This is a genomic window from Shewanella livingstonensis, from assembly GCF_003855395.1.
In the GTDB taxonomy this organism is placed as follows: domain Bacteria; phylum Pseudomonadota; class Gammaproteobacteria; order Enterobacterales; family Shewanellaceae; genus Shewanella; species Shewanella livingstonensis.
The window spans coordinates 357,023-372,880 of sequence record NZ_CP034015.1 but is presented as its reverse complement, the minus strand read 5'-3'; the positions used below and the strand labels follow the sequence as shown (position 1 = coordinate 372,880).

Genomic DNA, 15,858 nt, shown 5'->3' with positions numbered 1-15,858 from the left:
TTACTCCTCGCGTGTTACGCGCAATACTTCTTCTAATGTCGTTACCCCGGAGAGTACTTTGCTCATGCCGTCGTGGCGGATACTTGGAATTGATTTTCGTACATATTTTTCAATGGCTAACTCCCCCCTACCACTATGGATAAGTTCACGAACGCTATCATCAACAATCAGCAATTCGTGGATACCGGTTCGACCACGATAACCATTTTGACCACAGGCTTTACAACCTTTGGCGCGATAAATAATCCGGGTATCGTTAGCGGTAATACCCAGTAACTCACGCTCACGCTCATCAGGCTCATGAGCTTCTTTACACTGTGGACATAATGTACGAATGAGACGTTGAGCGAGCACCCCGAGTAAACTTGAAGAGACTAAAAAGGGTTCTACCCCCATATCTTGCAGACGGGTAATAGCCCCTGATGCCGTATTGGTGTGTAAAGTTGAAATGACTAGGTGACCAGTTAATGACGCTTGTACTGAAATTTGTGCGGTTTCTAAATCGCGGATTTCACCAATCATCACTACATCGGGATCTTGACGTAATATTGCGCGTAAACCACGCGCAAAGGTCATGTCAACTTTAGTATTAACCTGAGTTTGACCAACACCTTCTAACTCATACTCAATGGGATCTTCAACCGTTAAAATATTAGTATCTTTAGAGTTGATTTCAGTTAAACCCGCATACAAGGTGGTACTTTTACCAGAGCCGGTAGGCCCAGTCACCAGAATAATCCCATGGGGTTTACGGATTAAATCATCAAATTTTTCACGAATACTTGGTGTCATACCCAGTTGCTGTAAGTCTAAGTTACCGGTATTTTTGTCTAGCAAACGCATTACTACGCGTTCGCCATGACTTGATGGCATCGTCGATACCCGTACATCAACAGCGCGGCCTGCAATACGTAACGAAATACGCCCATCTTGTGGCAGGCGTTTTTCTGCGATATCTAAACGAGCCATGACTTTAATACGAGACACTAACAAAGATGATAATTTACGATTTGGCTTTAATACTTCTTTCAACACACCATCAATACGGAAACGAACAATTAATTGTTTCTCATAGGTTTCGATGTGTATATCTGAAGCTTCTTCTTTAATGGCTTCCGACAATAGCGCATTAATTAATTTAATAATCGGCGCGTCATCATCACCTTCAAGTAAATCTTCGGTTTGTGGTAACTCTTCAGCCAAAGTAAACAAGTCCATCTCGTTACCAATATCTTCCATAAGCTGCTGTGCTTCTGAAGAGTTTGCTTGATACGCTTGAGTCAATTTAGCCTCAAACTTAGCCACTTCTAGCTTAACTAAAGGTAACTCTGCACCAGCATAGCGCCGCACTTCTAGCATGGCGCTGAGTGGCGTTTTATCGGTATAGAAGAGACAAAGCTGTTCATTCTCTTTCGCTAACACTAATTGAAAGCGGTGTGAAAAGGCGAACGGCAAACGCTCTTTGCTGTTGGAGTGAAAAACCCCATCACCTTCGACAACGTCCATGGCAACGTCACTAGATACTTGGGCTAATGGCTCAGTTATCACGCTATCAGTCATTGTGTTGAGCCTTGTCCTTTTGCATGCTTTCATCGATGGTGCGCAAAGCTGGATCTGAATCACGCATATCAGTACTCAGCCCTTTGCCGCTTTTATAGCGATCAAGCATATCGTTAACGTCTTCAGGTATGTAAGCGTCTTGATCCCATTCTTCTAATACGGGTACTTGAGTATTTGGCATTAAGTTAATACCACGCGCTTGCTGTTCAAGCTGCAATGCTCTGAAGTAATTATATTTACGACCAGCTATCCCTTCCATTGTCATACCGTCACGGATAATGGTGGGCTTAATAAAAATCATTAAATTCTTTTTCGTTTTCTTACTAGAAGAAGACTTGAATAAATGACCTATAAAAGGAATATCGCCAAGAATTGGGACTTTTTGCACACTTTCTTGTACTTCTTCGTTAATTAATCCACCCAGCACTACAATTTGGCCAGAATCTGCCATAACTGTAGTGGTTAAACGACGAGTAGAGAAACTGATGTCTACGCCAGTATTACCATTCACACCCGAGACTTCTTGTTCGATAGTTAACTTAACCGACGAACCTTCGTTAATTTGCGGCACCACTTTAAGCTTAACCCCCACTTCCTTACGTTCTACCGTTTGGAAAGGATTATCATTGTTAGAGCTTGAGGTTGAACCAGTAATAATCGGCACTTCATCACCGACAATAAACGACGCTTCTTGGTTATCGAGCGTGGTAATAGACGGTGTTGCCAATACGTTGGAATTGGTATCACTTGAAACCGCTTGGATTAACGCGGCAAAGTTACCTGTGGTCACGCCCCACGCCATACCATTTACTTTACCCAATGCTTGGGCGATCAAGGTAAAGTCACCATCTGATGTTGGGTTGGTAGTGGTTGTTGGGTTACCATTACCATCAATGGTTGTTATACTAGTACCGTCTGTTTCACGAGCAGACCAGACTCCAGCACCGACTTCACCAATGGTTGGGCCAATATTGTTAAACTGAGTTAACCCACCTGCTTCGCTACCCCATTGCACGCCAAAACCAACGTTGTCGCCTTCGGCTATTTCAACAATAATAGCTTCAACGAGCACTTGCGCACGACGAATATCCAGCTGATTAATCACGCTTTCAATTGTCCTTAACTGATCTGGTTCAGCACTAATCACCAACGAGTTAGTGTCGTTGTGAGCCATAATATTAATATCATTACGACGTTTAGTTGAGCCCCCCTGCTGAGTGCTAGCGCCTTCTTTATTATCTTGTAAGTTTTGCGCAAAACCGGTTAACACTTCAACTAAGTCTTCTGCTTTGGCATATCGTAAATAACGCACTTTAGTATTGCCGGTACTCGCTTGTTCGGCATCGAGACGTTTAATTAACTCGATAACACGTTGGCGGCTTTTTTCGTCACCACTGACAATAACCGCATTCATGCGTTCATCAGCAACCACTTTAGGTGCTTGACCAGGCAATTGTGATTGGTTCGCACTAGAGCGATATAAAGTATCGATGATACGGACAATTTCACCTGCAGAGGCATAGTCTAATGCCACAACTTGCACGTCGGTATCGCCTTGTTTATCCACACGGCGAACAATCTCTACCAGCTTGTTTACTACTGCTGCTCGGCCAGAAATCATTAACACATTCGATTGGTCATAGTTAACAACATTACCGCCACCAGCATTATCATTTAACTGACGCAGTAACGGTGCAAGCTGCTTAGCTTCAGAATTGTATAAAGGAACAATACGGGTGACCATTTCATCACCAACACCTGGAGCATTGTCATCAGCAACACGAATAGACGCCATTTTGGCATCTTTATCTTTAATGACTTTAATAACGTGGTTTTCCATTTCAACCACGGCATAACCATACACTTGGAGTACGTTAAGGAAGAATTGGTAATATTGATCATCATTGAGTAAATCGTAGCTACGGACATTAATTTTGCCGCGTACTGTAGGATCTACAATAATGGTTTTATTGAGGTTTTTACCGACAATATTAATAAACTCTTGAATGTCTGTGCCTTTAAAGTTGGCGGCATATTGTTCCGACCAAGCACTTGGTGCTGCTATCATTGCAGCGCCCATAAGCATTCCAGCAATAATGTTATGTCGGATCCCTTTATTATTCATTCTACTCAATCCTCTAACGCCAATTTATTCTGGCAAACTAAACATGATTTCGACCAACTGTCCTTCACGCTCAACCATGACAGCCATTTCGGTGAGCTCAGGCAGTTGTGCCATCACTTCTAATGCCTGACCCATATCGGTCAGATCAAATCCATTTATTGATTTGGCTAAATCGTTAGCCTGAAAACCCGCTTGCTTAAACAACGCCACATCTTTACCGGGATTTAAACGGTAACCCGCTAACTCATCACCATTACGTACCGGTGAAATAGCCAAAAAGTCAGTAATTTTACTTGGGTCTGCTAATAGCTCGTCTCGAGAATTAGACAAATCTTCAGAAAAACGTTGATTATCGCGCCGATCAACTCGAGTTACCTGTTGATCGACCTTGGCCTGTTGTAGCTGTGAGTTTGCTGCACCTTGCGTGGTGTATTGAAGACCGTCCAGCATTAAGGTTTCATAACGACCACTATTACTAATAATAATTCGGTCTGCATAAACCTCTTTTAAAGAAGCTGAAGTTCCTTTGATTTTATCGCCTAAACCATAGGTTTCTTGTTGCCCACTAGACTCAATAACAGCTAAACCTTGAGCTTCCTCTGTTGATGCAACAACCCCTGTCAATTGAATAGACAAGTTTGTTTTAGGTGCATCAGTGATTTGCTCTACGACTTCAACTTTAGGTTTATTGCTATTATTGTCTAAGCGACCAAACAGGAATAGATTACGCACACCGGCAAGCTCGATACGCTTTGCAGTGCCCGCTGAGATGGGGGATGGTTGCCAGACTGCAGATTGCGATGATACCGGCATCAACTTCCATGTAATCTGCGCTGTTAATAACAACACAATGACCAATCCTAGCCAAAATACAATCATACTCAATAACTTATGTGGTATTTTTGCGGCATTGGTGATCAGTTTATCTAATAAATCCATATTTTATTGGACCCTCTATACGTCTTGGTACAGGTCTCTGTTCTAATTGTTAATAAAATGCTTTAAATACATATGCAGCCGACATGCTAACCCACACAGGATAAAGCAACAACCCCACAGCATATCGATTGGCGAATCTCCATCAAATATGCTAACTTTGCGCCCATAAAAAGAGCCATAATATTGCCCGGTTTTATAATAATACATACATTGTATGGCAGTTAGGTTACTCCGTCTGTGAAATCATCCCGGTTTTGGAGGTCAATTGACTCAAACTCAGCCCGAAAGAAGCTTTATTCGGCTCGACAAATGGTTATGGGCGGCACGATTTTATAAAACCCGCGCTATCGCAAAAGACATGATCAATGGCGGTAAAGTACATTACAACGGCCAAAGGACTAAATCCAGTAAGAATGCTGAAGTGGGTGCAAAAATCCGCCTTCGCCAAGGTAATGATGATAGAGAGATAATTGTCCTCCAATTATCGGGTCATAGACAAAGCGCCAGTGTAGCGCAAACCCTATACGAAGAAACACCTGAGAGCATTAGCAAACGGATTATAAACGCTGAAGCCCGACGGCTAAATATTTTGAACAATCCGGCTCCAGATCATAAACCGGATAAAAAACAACGACGACAGATTATGCGCTTCAAAGATTACTAGGCGCCCAAAGAGTAAGAGAATATAGATGAACAATGATATTTTACATCGCTACATTTTTGATAATGTCGATGTGCGAGGCGAGATAGTCCAACTAGAAAGTAGTTACCAAGAAGTGCTTTCGGCACATACCTATCCTGTGGCATTACAGTGTCTAATCGGTGAGTTAATGGCTGCAACATCATTACTCACAGCAACCATTAAGTTTAGTGGTGACATTAGCGTGCAGTTGCAAGGTGATGGCCCAGTTTCTTTGGCGGTAATCAATGGTAATAATAAGCAAGTATTACGCGGTGTAGCACGTTGGAAGGGTGACATTGCTGCAGATGCGAGCTTGCAACAAATGCTTGGTAAAGGCTACATGGTGATCACCTTAACACCTGATGAAGGTGAACGTTATCAAGGTATTGTATCACTAGAACATGCCGATCTAGCGGCCTGTTTAGAAGAATACTTTAACCAATCAGAGCAGTTACCAACTCAAATTCAATTATTTGCTAACGGTAAACAAGCTGCAGGTATGTTAGTTCAAGTGTTGCCATCAAAGTCTGATAAAAATGATGACTTTGAACATATCTCTGCATTGACTGGTACCATTAAAGCAGAAGAGTTATTCACGCTTGATGCAGAACAAGTATTACACCGCTTGTATCATCAAGAAGAAGTGCGCTTATTTGACCCTGTTGATGTAACGTTTAAATGTAGCTGTTCTCGTGATCGCAGTGGCGCAGCAATCAAAACGTTATCGCAAACTGAAGTTGAGGTCATTTTGGCTGAAGATGGAAAAATCGAGATGGATTGTGAATACTGCACCGCTAAGTACTCTTTTGATGCAATTGATATTGCGGCGTTATATTCCGGTAGTCATAGCAGCCAAGCAAAACAGTAATCAATAACGTTTAAAATTACGTGATTCATTACAAAAAAGCGCATTAAGCGCTTTTTTTTCGTCTAAAACATGTAAAAACTATTTAAAAGTTAACTTACTTTCAAAAAAATTACCAAACTGTTGGTTACCAATGCATTAACTTGCGTTACAATCCCTCACATTAGTTTATGGCCATCGAGCAAACATAATATCAAGCTGAGTTTTAATACCGAACCCCAATAGCTATTCACGACGAAACACGGCCTAAAAGACATGGAGATCAATACTATGGCGGATGTATCTAACCGCGTTCACCTTAACCCTACGACAGCACAGCTGGTAGAAATCGCACTTTTTCGTGGAGAAGGTCAACTGACCGCGAACGGGGCCTTAGCGGTCAAGACAGGGGAAAGAACGGGGCGTTCACCTAATGACCGATTTATCGTCAAAGAGGTAAACACTGAAGCCGATATTGAATGGGGCAAAGTAAACCGTCCGTTTGATGCTGGCAAATTTGATGCGTTATGGGGCCGGGTAGAAGCCTACCTTGCAGACAAAGAGTTGTTTACATCAGCACTAGAAGTTGGCGCTGATGATGAACATTATATTCCTGTACGTGTAACCACTGAGTTCGCGTGGCATCAACTGTTTGCACGTAATTTATTTATCGCTCCAGAAATCTTTAATCGTGGTAACAAAGACATCTGGCAAATTATCAATGCACCAGGGTTCGTATGTGAACCTGAACGTGATGGCACAAACTCTGAAGCCGCCGTTATTGTTAACTTTGCCGAGCGAAAAGTACTGCTTGCAGGGTTGAAATATGCAGGTGAAATGAAGAAGTCGATGTTCTCGGTACAAAACTTCCTATTACCCGCTAAAGGTGTGTTACCCATGCATTGCTCGGCTAACGTCGGCCACGATGGTGATACCACATTATTCTTCGGCCTATCGGGTACCGGTAAAACCACGCTTTCTGCTGATCCAAAACGTTTCCTGATCGGTGATGATGAACACGGCTGGGCACCTGGTGGCGTATTTAATATCGAAGGCGGTTGCTATGCAAAATGCATCGATCTTAGCCAAAAAAATGAACCTGTAATTTGGGATGCGATCCGTTTCGGTACCGTACTTGAAAACGTGGTACTTGATGAACAACAAGTACCTGATTATAAAGATACTAGCCTGTCAGAAAATGGCCGTGCCGCTTATCCTTTAGAGCACATTGCTCAACGTAAAGAAGATAACCGTGGTGCAGAACCTCATGCTGTGGTTTTCTTAACTTGTGATGTATCAGGCGTATTACCGCCAGTGTCGATATTAAGCAAAGAACAAGCTGCATATCATTTTTTATCGGGTTACACCGCGAAAGTAGGCTCTACTGAAATAGGTTCTACGTCTGCAATTCAATCGACCTTCTCCACTTGTTTTGGTGCACCATTTTTCCCACGTCCAGCTGGAGTGTATGCTGAACTACTAATGAAACGTATTGAATCGTTTGGCAGCCAAGTTTACCTTGTTAACACTGGCTGGACCGGTGGTCCACATGGTGTAGGTAAACGTTTTGATATCCCAACAACTCGCGCCATTGTTGATGCTATTGTTAGCGGTGAGCTAAAAGATGTTGCCACCGAGCATATCGATAAACTGAATTTAAATGTCCCTGTTCGTGTATCGGGCGTTGACACTGGCTTGTTAAATCCTGTTAACACATGGGCAGATAAAGCTGAGTATGCAAAATATGCACAGCAGCTAGCACAAGAGTTCAGTGATAACTTTGCAAAATACAAAGTGTCTGAAGCGATTAAAAATGCTGGCCCTAACGCATAACTAACCTATCAATAATTCGCAATTAACATAATGCGATGTCATCCCTAAAATCCCAGCTTCGGTTGGGATTTTTTATCTGCACAAATCCAGTTAATTTATAAGAGTAAAAGCCACTGAAACTGTTGATAGGCAGTGTTATGATGCCATGACTGTATTTCGACACCATCACCATTCAAAGGGATATTCATGCGCCGCTTTTTGCTTGCTAGTTTAATGGTTAGTCCGTTACTTATCTGCTCCACTTTCACTTATGCTAACAATGCTTTGCCTGCTACCCCTCAGGTACCAGCAGAGCAAATAACGCATCTCGAAAACGACAGCATACTGCCACCCATTCACCCTTGGTCAGGCGCCAGTGAAACGTTACTGTTAAGTGCAGATCAGCCATGGGCAACCCCTTTTGAACAACAAGACTATGTTTCCAGCCCAAACTATCACGACACTATGGAATGGTTAGACAAACTCGTCGACAGTAGCGACGTATTACAAAAAGTCAGCATTGGTAAAAGCCCCCAAGGACGAGATATATGGATGATTGTTGCGTCACAAGACGGGGTGTCAACGGCACAAGCATTAAGTGATAACGGTAAGGCAACCGTATTAGTGCAAGCAGGTATTCATTCAGGTGAAATTGACGGTAAAGATGCAGGCATGATGCTACTACGTGATATCAGCCATCGTAACAAGCGCGATCTGCTTGAAAACGTTAATTTACTGTTTATTCCTATTTTTAGTGTTGATGCTCACGAACGTAGCAGCAAATTCAATCGCGTTAATCAGCGCGGGCCGGTTAATATGGGCTGGCGCACAACGGCTAACAACCTTAATTTAAATCGAGATTATGCTAAAGCTGATGCATTGGAAATGCAGCACCTCATTCGAGCGATTAATATTTGGCAACCAGATTTATACATTGATATCCATGTCACCGACGGTATTGACTACCAATACGATGTCACCTTTGGCTACAACGTTGCACAAGGCTATAGCCCAAGTATTTTTACATGGTTAGATTCTATTTACCGCCCTAGCGTGGAAAAGGCATTAACCAAACAAGGTCATATCCCCGGTCCGTTAGTGTTTGCTAACGATAATACCGACATGAATAAAGGTGTATCACTTTGGAACCCTAGCCCACGATTTTCCAATGGCTACGGCGATGCACGTCATTTACCGACTATTTTAATTGAAAACCACAGCCTTAAACCTTACAAGCAACGCGTACTTGGCACTTATGTAATGCTGGAACAAACCCTTAAGACAGTAGCTAAAAATAGCACTAAGCTAAAAACTGCTATCAATGAAGATAAATACCGTAACCCAAGTAAGTTAACCCTGAGTTGGCAAAATCAAACCTTAGCACAAGGTCGAGACTTCAAAGGTATTAATTACCGTATCGAGCAAAGCCTGATCAGTGGTGACAAAGTGGTACGTTGGACCGGTGAACCTAAGTTATATAAAAACTTACCCATTGTGGCTAACACACAAGCTGTTATTACAGTGACACGTCCGGTAGCTTATTATATTCCGCCTCAGTGGGCTGACGTTATTGAGCGTTTATCTTTACACGGCATTAGAATGACACGACTGAATAAACCAACATCAATCACCGCCCAGCAATATCAATTCAGCGAGCCGACATTCTCAAGTACTGATTACGAAGGCCATCAAACAGTAACGGCAACGACCACTCATCACAAAATCAATACTCAGCTTCCGGCTGGTACAGTGCGTATTCCAACCGACCAGCCTTTGGGCGACTTAGCCATGCTGCTCCTTGAGCCTCAGGCAGAGGATTCATTATTTTACTGGGGCTTTTTTAATCCTATTTTTACTCGCACTGAATACATTGAGGACTATGCCGTCGAACCTTTGGCCGCAAAAATGTTAAGCAATAATCCCGCCCTACAAACAGAATTTGATTTAGCGCTACAGAACAGCGATTTTGCCCAAGACAGTGAGGCAAGATTACGTTGGTTTTATGAGCGTAGCCCATATTATGATAACGAATACATGAAGTATCCTGTATTAAGAGCTTCTAAGTAGTCATATCGTCACTCTGCAAGTGCACTAGTGTTTGTCGAGTGGCGGCTTAACTCACACTGTTCAATCAGTAATAATTTTTGCTGACGCGAATATTTTTTGATGACAATTTCACGTTTTGAAGCCTCACTTCGGTCGCTCAACGGCTCTTGGTAAACCAAAGTTAACGGCCCTTTACCTTTTAAGTATTTAGCCGCTTTTGCTCCGCTAGCTTGATGCTCAGCAAAGCGACGTGAAACATCCGTAGTAATACCAGTGTATAAATGTGAATTTGCACAGCGAATAATGTACAAATACCATCCAGCATTGGCGTTATTTTTCGGCATAAAATATAAAACCTTAAGTGTGATCATAAAACGCTTGTGCCATCATGGCATACTAAGCACCATTAAAAAGCAAACACCCATATTTAGCCAAGATACTACAAATGGTATTTTAGCGTTTCATTAAGGAAGTTCTGATGTCTAGTAATCAAGACCCTTGCGCTCAACCAGCATTGCTTCATCCCGATCAAGCAATTGAGCAACTTTTAGCTCAAGTTGAAGCAACCCAAGATACCGAAATGGTAACATTAACCCAAGCTATCGACAGAGTGCTTGCCGAAGATCTGGCCTCGAGTATTGATTTACCTCCGTTTGATAACTCGGCAATGGACGGTTATGCATTTCGTTTCGCTGATTTAGCTGCATCACAAGAGCAAACTACATTAACCCTAATAGGTAGCTCTTTTGCAGGCCACCCATTCGACGGTCAAGTGACTCCTAATAGCTGTATCCGCATTATGACAGGAGCCCCCGTACCGGTTGGTTTTGATAGCGTGCAAATGCAAGAAAAAGCCCAAGCAGATCTAGACCAAATTACCATTGAACATCCACATCGCTTAGGCGCTAATGTACGCTGTCGCGGAGAAGAGCTGCTTGCAGGTACAAAAGTATTACACCGTGGGATGATTATCCGTGCGGCAGAAATGGGTGTACTTGCCACCATAGGTATTAGCCAAATAAGAGTGACCCGTAAATTAAAGGTGGCTTTCTTTTCTACTGGCGATGAATTACGCCCAGTGGGAAGTGAATTGGCTCCAGGACAAATTTATGATTCTAACCGCTATTCAATCCAAGGCTTACTGAGTAAAAGTAATGTTGAATGGATTGACTTAGGCGTAATCGCCGACAATAAAGAAGCCATTCGAGGTGCGTTTAAAGAAGCGGCAAGCAAAGCGGATATGGTATTAACATCTGGTGGCGTCTCAGTCGGTGACGCTGACTTTACCAAGCAAATTTTGTCTGAAGAAGGCCAAATCACCTTTTGGAAACTGGCCATAAAACCAGGAAAACCGTTTGCCTTTGGTAAAATAGATAATGCCATTTTTTGTGGGTTACCCGGTAACCCAGTCTCTTCGATGGTGACTTTTTATAAGCTAGTGCTGCCCATTTTGAAAAAAATGCAGGGACTCAATCCGGTAACGCCTTTATTTTGCCAAGCAAAGCTACTCACTGATATACGTAAGCACCCAGGCAGAGTCGAATACCAACGCGGTATCCTCAGCCGTAATGAAGCTGGCGAGCTTGAAGTAGCCATTACCGGTGGTCAAGGCTCTGGCATGCTCACATCAATGAGCTTGGCTAATTGCTTTGTGATATTAGACCAATTTCAAAGCGACACGCCTAAAGGCGCCCAAGTTACGGTAGAGCCGTTTAATAACGTATTGTGTTAGGAATAGTATGGACTCACTTGATCAAGAAATACTGACCGACACTGAAATGCTCCGTTATAGCCGGCAGATTTCGATTAAAGCTATCGATATTGATGGCCAGGAAAGGCTTAAGCTTGCCAAGGTATTAATTATTGGCGCTGGCGGTTTAGGCTGTGCAGCAAGCCAGTATCTTGCTGTGGCTGGAGTGGGTGAAATCACTTTAGTTGATTTTGATACTGTGGAACTGTCTAATTTACAGCGTCAAGTATTGCATCATGATGTCAATATCGGTCAGCCAAAAGTGGAGTCTGCCAAACAGGCACTAATACAGCTAAACCCACTAATTACTGTTAATGCCATTTATGCTTTATTGGATGACAATGAAATTAACGCACAGGTAAGCCAGCACAGCTTAATTCTTGACTGCACCGACAACATGGCTGTACGAGAGCAACTTAATAAGAGTTGTTTTGAGCACAAAATACCCCTGGTGTCCGCTGCTGCAATTAGAATGGAAGGTACAGTAACCGTATTTGACTACCAACAAGACAGCCCTTGCTATCAATGTTTTAGTGCTTTATTTGGTGAGCAGCAATTAACGTGTGTAGAAGCGGGCATTCTTGCGCCTGTGGTCGGTATGATAGGTTGTATTCAAGCAACGGAAGCCATAAAAGTCATCACAGGTATCGGTCAAGCGTTAACCGGAAAGCTGTTAATGATTGATGCAATGACCATGGAATTTAGGCAAATACGCTTGCCTAAACAGCCACAGTGTAAAATCTGCAGTGTCCATCCATAAGTGACGCTATATCGCTTATGCCATCATGATTCTGATGTTACTGTGTAGCATCAGAATCACTTAATACATTGTCAGCTATATCGACTGTTGGCACTGAGGTTGATTGTGCTTGAGCAAGCTTGTCACGATCTGCTTTGGCAATATACGGAGATTTATTAGCAGCATGGAGCTTTGCGTTGGCTTTTTTTGATTTAGCTTTAAGGGTTTGGTTAATTTTCTTTTTACGATTCATATTGGTCACTTGATAACATTGCTACCAGGTAATTATAATCTCAAAGTGATTAAAACCCTATCGATTCCAACTTATCAGTGACTCTGTGCATCAATCAAATAGGATATTAACCATTATTCTTGCAACACTACCCACAAAGCATGAACTAGCCCTGGTACAAAAAAGAATATACATAATAGGATATTAATTAATAGGTCCTTACCCATACCTTTTTTGAGCAATACCGCCACGGGTGGGAGTAAGATTGCAATAATCACTAGTAATAATTTATTAGAATCCATTTTAGTTACCTTATTTAAGTTGATTAATTTAGCTATAGTTATTATAAAAAGAGTATACGATACAATTTGTTAACTAGAATAAATACACTATTGATGTGATTTTATGCTGTTATCGCATCATCGAACCGTCTATTTCTCGATACTAGTGAGGCATATGGAACATAGCCAGAGCATTGTTTTTGTACAATTTTTCAGCTTGATCGCAGTAAGCTGCGCCGTAGCTTGGACATTGCTTGCCACTCTATTACGCATAGCACCTAAAGCCAGTTGGTGTTTTGCTACAGCTAACACTTTCACTTTTATCGGTATTTTACTTTACACTCAACGCACTGAAGCAATTAGCTATTTATACTGGTTTGTTGCAGACATGACAATACTCTCAGGGTTTGCTCTGGTACGGTGGGGCTGCCAACATTTATTTAAACAGCCTTTATCCTACCGCTTTGATCTAATATTACTGGCAGCTACAGCATTATTAATGCTGTTAGTTCCGGCCTCGGTGACCTATGCCGTCTATTTAGTGATTATAATGAGTATTACAGCAGCAATCTTTATCACCCTAAGTGGTATTGATAATTTTCTGGCGGTAAAAAAACACTTACCGATTTATTATGCTGCATTGCTAAACGTTCCCTTTTTTACCATAGGGTTATTGTTTATTATCCGCGCTGTCATTTTGTTATTTTCCCCCGACCAACTTGACCACATTTCCGCAGGAGACAAACTTAATTCACTTTTGGTTTTATGGAGCTATATCATACTGTTACTGTTTACTAATCTAGTTTTATTTGGTAATGCATTGACTCGATTAGTCTACAAAGCGGCTCGATTAGCCAACAAAGATCAATTAACGGGCTTATGGAATAGGCACGCGTTATTAAACAAGCTTGAGGAGGTTGATGCTCTATGGCTAAGAAATGGTTTAGCTTACAGCTTAATGGTACTCGACTTAGATCACTTCAAGCGCATCAATGATTCTTACGGCCATTTAGCGGGCGATATGGTACTCAAGAATACTGCTGATATATTACAGCTATCATTACGAAAAATTGATTTTATCTGCCGCTATGGAGGCGAAGAGTTTCTAATTATTTTACCATTAACGGATAAAAATGAAGCTCAAATCGTCGCTGAAAAAGTGCAACAGAGAATTAATGACAACACCATTCTATGGCAGAAAAAATCTATCAACACGACTCTCAGTATTGGTTATGCTACCTGTAAAAGTCACCTCAGTATTGAACAACTATTACAGTTAGCTGACGATGCGATGTATCTTGCTAAAAGCAAAGGTCGTAATACAATTTGCTCCATGGACTCAATGGAAGATTCAACTGACACCAGCGAAAAGTCGCAACAATAATAATCCCAAGCGACCAATCCACAGAGGGCAGTAAGCGCTTGTATGGATAATGTTTTGGTCAACTCTCTAGCCAACTTAACTTGTCATAAACTAGCTGCTAAAGCTGTCATGAAGCCTTTGCGAACCTGATTAACAGAAAAACTCTACCCGGTGAGCCTTACTTGTTAACCCAAGCGAAGATTAAATAACAAAAACGTTTAGCTATTTGTTGTCGCTGGAGAATATTTACACTACTCTCAATGGCTTAATTCATCACCAAATACCTTTATATGCACCTTTATGATGGAACATGAATCGACACAAACATTAATGCAAGTCTTGTGTCTACTCGCAGCCACTGCCACGCTCTCCTGGTGGATTATGGCTTACCCAATGCGAGTTGCACCTAAAGCGAGTATTCGCTTTTCGTTAGCCAATTTTTGCGTGCTTATTGGTATGTTGCTTTACACACAACGTACAGATCAATCCAGTTACCTATATTGGTTAGCTGCTGATATTATAATCTTACTCGGATTCAGTATTCTTCGTTGGGGATCTCAGCGTCTCTATCGATTACCCAGTAGCAAAACATTCGACTTAACAGTGGTCATTATTGCGGCAATTCTTATGCTATTTGTGTCACCACAGCGAACAGAAGCTGTTTATTTAGTGTCTATTTTATCCTTGGCAGCATCGGTATTATTTTTTGGACTCGCTCGTGATCATTTACACGCATTTCGAGATACCTTTACTGCATTTGCAGTCTATTGGTTAGTTATCCCAATAGCATTAATAGGCGGTTTATTCCTACTAAGAACCATGATGTTGCTAGTTTTTCCAGAAAAAATAACAGTCTTTGCCACCTTAAATACAGCAGATGCGAAACCAACACTATGGGTATATATCATACTAATCTTACTGGTTAATATTTTAATTATCGGCAACTCTATCAACAAACTGGTGACCAAAATACTTACCCTAGCTAACCGTGATGCTCTCACTGGGATCTGGAATCGACATTCGCTGGACAAACAATTACAACGCATTCACAGCGGTTGGAAAATATCTGACACGCCTTATTGCATACTATTAATTGATTTAGACCACTTTAAAAAGATTAATGATAACTGGGGCCATGCGATGGGCGATATTGTGTTAGAAAAGGCAGCTAATGCGATTAATAATGTCATCCGCAATGAAGATTTTTTCTGCCGTTATGGCGGTGAGGAGTTTTTGATGCTATTACCTAATTGCACATTAGCACAAGCGCATAAAATGGCTTTACGATGTCAGCAAGAACTTGCTGAACTCATTATTGATACTGGCGATGAAAAGCTCACCATAACGGCAAGCATTGGTTGCGCTATTGTTACCCCCAAAACACCAAGTAAACATATTTTAGCCCAAGCCGACAAAGCTATGTATGACGCTAAAAAAGCCGGCCGAAACTGTATTGCTACCGCAGTTTAGTTAAGCTCTGCTTAG

The 15,858-nt window shown here is 41.8% G+C and carries 14 protein-coding genes; 8 read left to right on the top strand and 6 right to left on the bottom strand.

Annotated features, from left to right (window positions below):
• From gspE to gspC, 3 genes are read right to left on the bottom strand one after another with little or no spacing between them, the layout of a single operon-like run.
• The gene (gspE, locus tag EGC82_RS01680) at nucleotides 1–1,560 is read right to left on the bottom strand and encodes a type II secretion system ATPase GspE (RefSeq protein WP_124729236.1); all 1,560 of its coding nucleotides are present in this window, start codon (nucleotides 1,558–1,560) and stop codon (nucleotides 1–3) included.
• Complete coding sequence (gene gspD / locus EGC82_RS01675) at nucleotides 1,553–3,685, bottom strand: type II secretion system secretin GspD (protein ID WP_124729235.1); 2,133 nt, start codon at nucleotides 3,683–3,685, stop codon at nucleotides 1,553–1,555. Before gspD ends, gspE begins: the two co-directional genes overlap by 8 nt.
• Nucleotides 3,686–3,709: 24 nt before the next feature.
• A complete protein-coding gene (gene gspC / locus EGC82_RS01670) occupies nucleotides 3,710–4,624 on the bottom strand; it encodes a type II secretion system protein GspC (protein ID WP_124729234.1) in 915 nt (304 codons plus the stop codon).
• A gap of 265 nt (nucleotides 4,625–4,889) precedes the next feature.
• Here gspC and hslR point away from each other — a divergent pair, with 265 nt between their 5' ends.
• The 4 genes from hslR (at nucleotide 4,890) to EGC82_RS01650 (ending at nucleotide 10,029) form a co-directional block, all read left to right on the top strand.
• Nucleotides 4,890–5,288, top strand: a complete 399-nt coding sequence (gene hslR, locus EGC82_RS01665; RefSeq protein ID WP_124729233.1) for a ribosome-associated heat shock protein Hsp15 — start codon at nucleotides 4,890–4,892, stop codon at nucleotides 5,286–5,288.
• 25 nt (nucleotides 5,289–5,313) lie between these two features.
• Nucleotides 5,314–6,174, top strand: coding sequence for an Hsp33 family molecular chaperone HslO (gene hslO / locus EGC82_RS01660; protein ID WP_124729232.1), 861 nt, complete (start codon nucleotides 5,314–5,316; stop codon nucleotides 6,172–6,174).
• A gap of 267 nt (nucleotides 6,175–6,441) precedes the next feature.
• Nucleotides 6,442–7,983, top strand: a complete 1,542-nt coding sequence (locus tag EGC82_RS01655; RefSeq protein ID WP_244212521.1) for a phosphoenolpyruvate carboxykinase — start codon at nucleotides 6,442–6,444, stop codon at nucleotides 7,981–7,983.
• Between the two features lie 186 nt (nucleotides 7,984–8,169).
• The gene (locus EGC82_RS01650) at nucleotides 8,170–10,029 is read left to right on the top strand and encodes a M14 family metallopeptidase (protein ID WP_124729230.1); all 1,860 of its coding nucleotides are present in this window, start codon (nucleotides 8,170–8,172) and stop codon (nucleotides 10,027–10,029) included.
• Nucleotides 10,030–10,037: 8 nt separating this feature from the next.
• On the opposite strand, the gene EGC82_RS01645 is transcribed toward EGC82_RS01650, so the two are convergent.
• Nucleotides 10,038–10,352, bottom strand: a complete 315-nt coding sequence (locus EGC82_RS01645) for a GIY-YIG nuclease family protein (RefSeq protein ID WP_244212520.1) — start codon at nucleotides 10,350–10,352, stop codon at nucleotides 10,038–10,040.
• 134 nt (nucleotides 10,353–10,486) lie between these two features.
• Here EGC82_RS01645 and moeA point away from each other — a divergent pair, with 134 nt between their 5' ends.
• Together moeA and moeB are read left to right on the top strand one after the other, a co-directional pair.
• Nucleotides 10,487–11,740: a molybdopterin molybdotransferase MoeA gene (gene moeA / locus EGC82_RS01640; protein WP_124729228.1), complete on the top strand. Its 1,254-nt coding sequence runs from the start codon at nucleotides 10,487–10,489 to the stop codon at nucleotides 11,738–11,740.
• A 7-nt stretch (nucleotides 11,741–11,747) separates the two neighbouring features.
• Nucleotides 11,748–12,518 (top strand): molybdopterin-synthase adenylyltransferase MoeB, encoded by a 771-nt coding sequence (gene moeB, locus EGC82_RS01635; protein ID WP_124729227.1) that lies wholly within the window; start codon nucleotides 11,748–11,750, stop codon nucleotides 12,516–12,518.
• Nucleotides 12,519–12,555: 37 nt separating this feature from the next.
• Here the strand turns inward: moeB and EGC82_RS01630 are convergent, their stop codons facing one another.
• Both EGC82_RS01630 and EGC82_RS01625 read right to left on the bottom strand, forming a co-directional pair.
• The gene (locus EGC82_RS01630) at nucleotides 12,556–12,750 is read right to left on the bottom strand and encodes a DUF2986 domain-containing protein (RefSeq protein ID WP_124729226.1); all 195 of its coding nucleotides are present in this window, start codon (nucleotides 12,748–12,750) and stop codon (nucleotides 12,556–12,558) included.
• Nucleotides 12,751–12,863: 113 nt separating this feature from the next.
• Entirely contained in the window at nucleotides 12,864–13,031 is a 168-nt protein-coding gene (locus EGC82_RS01625) for a YqaE/Pmp3 family membrane protein (RefSeq protein WP_011635586.1), read from the bottom strand.
• 154 nt (nucleotides 13,032–13,185) lie between these two features.
• Between EGC82_RS01625 and EGC82_RS01620 the strand changes: the two genes are divergently transcribed.
• Nucleotides 13,186–14,394, top strand: a complete 1,209-nt coding sequence (locus tag EGC82_RS01620) for a GGDEF domain-containing protein (protein ID WP_164839076.1) — start codon at nucleotides 13,186–13,188, stop codon at nucleotides 14,392–14,394.
• Between the two features lie 279 nt (nucleotides 14,395–14,673).
• On the top strand, nucleotides 14,674–15,843 hold the full coding sequence (locus tag EGC82_RS01615) for a GGDEF domain-containing protein (protein WP_124729224.1): 1,170 nt from the start codon (nucleotides 14,674–14,676) through the stop codon (nucleotides 15,841–15,843).
• Nucleotides 15,844–15,858: the final 15 nt, after the last annotated feature.

Bases quoted from the DNA above. Each gene is read 5' to 3' on its own strand.
- EGC82_RS01630 (WP_124729226.1), bottom strand. From the start codon at position 12,750: ATGAATCGTAAAAAGAAAATTAACCAAACCCTTAAAGCTAAATCAAAA.
- EGC82_RS01615 (WP_124729224.1), top strand. From the start codon at position 14,674: ATGATGGAACATGAATCGACACAAACATTAATGCAAGTCTTGTGTCTA.
- hslO (WP_124729232.1), top strand. From the start codon at position 5,314: ATGAACAATGATATTTTACATCGCTACATTTTTGATAATGTCGATGTG.
- gspE (WP_124729236.1), bottom strand. From the start codon at position 1,560: ATGACTGATAGCGTGATAACTGAGCCATTAGCCCAAGTATCTAGTGAC.
- EGC82_RS01650 (WP_124729230.1), top strand. From the start codon at position 8,170: ATGCGCCGCTTTTTGCTTGCTAGTTTAATGGTTAGTCCGTTACTTATC.
- moeA (WP_124729228.1), top strand. From the start codon at position 10,487: ATGTCTAGTAATCAAGACCCTTGCGCTCAACCAGCATTGCTTCATCCC.
- gspC (WP_124729234.1), bottom strand. From the start codon at position 4,624: ATGGATTTATTAGATAAACTGATCACCAATGCCGCAAAAATACCACAT.
- EGC82_RS01645 (WP_244212520.1), bottom strand. From the start codon at position 10,352: ATGCCGAAAAATAACGCCAATGCTGGATGGTATTTGTACATTATTCGC.
- EGC82_RS01620 (WP_164839076.1), top strand. From the start codon at position 13,186: ATGGAACATAGCCAGAGCATTGTTTTTGTACAATTTTTCAGCTTGATC.
- moeB (WP_124729227.1), top strand. From the start codon at position 11,748: ATGGACTCACTTGATCAAGAAATACTGACCGACACTGAAATGCTCCGT.
- EGC82_RS01625 (WP_011635586.1), bottom strand. From the start codon at position 13,031: ATGGATTCTAATAAATTATTACTAGTGATTATTGCAATCTTACTCCCA.
- gspD (WP_124729235.1), bottom strand. From the start codon at position 3,685: ATGAATAATAAAGGGATCCGACATAACATTATTGCTGGAATGCTTATG.
- EGC82_RS01655 (WP_244212521.1), top strand. From the start codon at position 6,442: ATGGCGGATGTATCTAACCGCGTTCACCTTAACCCTACGACAGCACAG.